This is a genomic window from Arhodomonas sp. KWT, assembly GCF_010993615.1.
This window is the reverse complement of sequence record NZ_WNXE01000116.1, coordinates 1,584-3,952: the sequence shown is the minus strand read 5'-3', so window position 1 is coordinate 3,952 and position 2,369 is coordinate 1,584. Positions and strand designations below refer to the sequence as shown.

3 protein-coding genes are annotated in these 2,369 nt (G+C 69.7%); all 3 read right to left on the bottom strand.

Features of this window, described 5'->3' with window-relative positions:
- Positions 1-489: Hsp33 family molecular chaperone HslO (locus tag G7A99_RS14025; RefSeq protein ID WP_205599860.1), on the bottom strand; the 489-nt coding region annotated here is incomplete at its 3' end.
- A gap of 103 nt (positions 490-592) precedes the next feature.
- Positions 593-2,029, bottom strand: a complete 1,437-nt coding sequence (gene gatB, locus G7A99_RS14020; protein WP_018716502.1) for an Asp-tRNA(Asn)/Glu-tRNA(Gln) amidotransferase subunit GatB — start codon at positions 2,027-2,029, stop codon at positions 593-595.
- A 70-nt stretch (positions 2,030-2,099) separates the two neighbouring features.
- On the bottom strand, positions 2,100-2,369 hold a 270-nt coding region (locus G7A99_RS14015), incomplete at its 5' end, for an amidase family protein (RefSeq protein WP_240466287.1).

The window sequence follows — 2,369 nt, the reverse complement described above, 5'->3', positions numbered from 1 at the left end:
GCCGCCGGCGCGGCCCTCGGCCGCCGAGAGCCAGACCCGCGTGTCGAGCTGCTCGGACTCGCGGAAGTATTTCTCCAGGGCCGCCGCCAGGCTTCCGGGGGCGAGATCGACGATGCCCTGGTAGCGCTGGGTGTCGTCGTCGGGCTCCAGGGTGATGGCCAGCGCGCCGTCACGGGCCTGTTCGTCCAGGGTGGCGTCCGGTACCTCGGCGTTGTAGCGTGCCATCGCCCGCATGCCGCCGTCACTGCTGGCCTGGACGACGAGCATGGTCAGCGGGCCGCTGGACTGGATCTGCATCACCAGCCGGCCGCGGAACTTGAGCGTCGCGGTGAGCAGCGCCGCCGCCGCCAGCGCCTCGCCGAGCAGGCGGTTCACCACCGGGGGGTAGTCCGCCCGCCGGGTGAGCTCCCGGTAGACGCTGTCCAGCTGGACGAGCTCGCCGCGAACGTCGGCGTTCTCGAAGAGAAAGCGGTAGAGGCGGTCACTCATGAGGCTCGGTCCCGTCGCGGCTGTACCGTTCGAGATGGGGGCGTGGCGGGGGTGTTCAAGCATGGGCCGGGGACGCGGCGCGCCCCCGGCGGCGGCCGGGTGATCAGCCGTCGAGCTTGCGGCGCAGGATCTCGTTGACCTGCTGCGGGTTCGCCTTGCCCCCGGACGCCTTCATCACCTGGCCGACGAAGAAGCCGAGGAGCTTGGTCTTGCCGGCACGGTACTGCTCGAGCTGGGTGGGGTTGGCGGCGATGGCCTCGTCCACCATGGCCTCGATGGCGCCGGTGTCGGTGACCTGCTTCAGCCCCTTCGACTCGATCACCGTGTCGGCGTCGCCCTCGCCGTTCCACATGGCCTCGAAGACGTCCTTGGCGATCTTGCCGGAGATGGTCTCGTCGTTGATCCGGCACAGCAGCCCGCCGAGGTCGGCGGCGCTCACCGGCGAGTCGGTGATGTCCAGGCCGGCCTTGTTCAGCGCCCCGGAGAGCTCGCCCATGACCCAGTTGGCGGCGAGCTTGGCCTCGCCGTCCGCCGCGGTCACGGTGGCCTCGTAGTAGTCGGCGAGCTCGCGGCTGGCGGTGAGCACGCCGGCGTCGTAGGCGGGCAGGCCGTAGTCGGCCTCGAAGCGCGCCTTCTTGGCGTCCGGCAGCTCCGGGAGCTCGCCGCGGATCTCCTCGATCAGCGACCGGGTCACCTCCAGCGGCAGGAGGTCCGGGTCCGGGAAGTAGCGATAGTCGTTCGCCTCTTCCTTGGTGCGCATCGAGCGGGTTTCGTTCTTGTCGGCGTCGTACAGGCGCGTCTCCTGCACGACCTCGCCGCCGTCCTCGATGAGCTCGATCTGGCGCTCGATCTCGTGGTTGATGGCGCGCTCGACGAAGCGGAACGAGTTGAGGTTCTTGAGCTCGGCGCGGGTGCCGAAGCCCGACTCGCCCTTCGGTCGCACGGAGACGTTCGCGTCGCAGCGGAAGCTCCCCTCCTGCATGTTGCCGTCGCAGATGCCGAGGTAGCGCACCAGCGAGTGGAGCTTCTTCATGTAGGCGACCGCCTCCTTCGCCGAGCGCAGGTCCGGCTCGGAGACGATTTCCAGCAGCGGCGTGCCGGCGCGGTTGAGGTCGATGCCGGTCATCGCCTCGAAGCCCTCGTGCAGGCTCTTGCCGGCGTCCTCCTCCAGGTGCGCGCGGGTGACCCCGATGCGCTTGGTGGTGCCGTCCTCGAGGTCGATGTCCAGGTGGCCGGTGCCGACCACGGGCAGCTCGTACTGCGAGATCTGATAGCCCTTGGGCAGGTCGGGGTAGAAGTAGTTCTTGCGCGCGAACACCGAGCGCCCGGCGACCTCGGCGTCCAGGGCGAGCCCGAGACGCACAGCGAAGCGCACCGCCTGCTCGTTGAGCACGGGCAGCACGCCGGGCAGCCCCAGGTCCACCGCGCAGGCCTGGGTGTTGGGCTCGGCACCATAGGCGGTGGACGCCCCGGAGAAGATCTTCGTCCGGGTGGCGAGCTGGGCGTGAATCTCGAGTCCGATGACCGGTTCCCACTCCATGACGGGTTCCCGCTAGTCGTAAGTAGTCGATCGTGGCGGCGCCGGGGCGCCGCCGCCTGTTGGTCGCGCGTCAGGCGAAATCGCCGGGGGCGCGGGTGTGCCAGTCGGTGGCCTGCTGGAAGCGGTGGCCGACGTTGAGCAGCCGCGCCTCGTCGAAGTAGTTACCGATGAGCTGCATGCCCACCGGCCGGCCGTTGGCGAAGCCCGCGGGCACCGACAGCCCCGGCAGGCCGGCGAGGTTCACCGCCAGGGTGTAGATGTCGGAGAGATACATCTGCACCGGGTCGTCGGCCTTCTCACCGATGTCGAACGCCGGGGTCGGCGCCACCGGGCCGAGGAT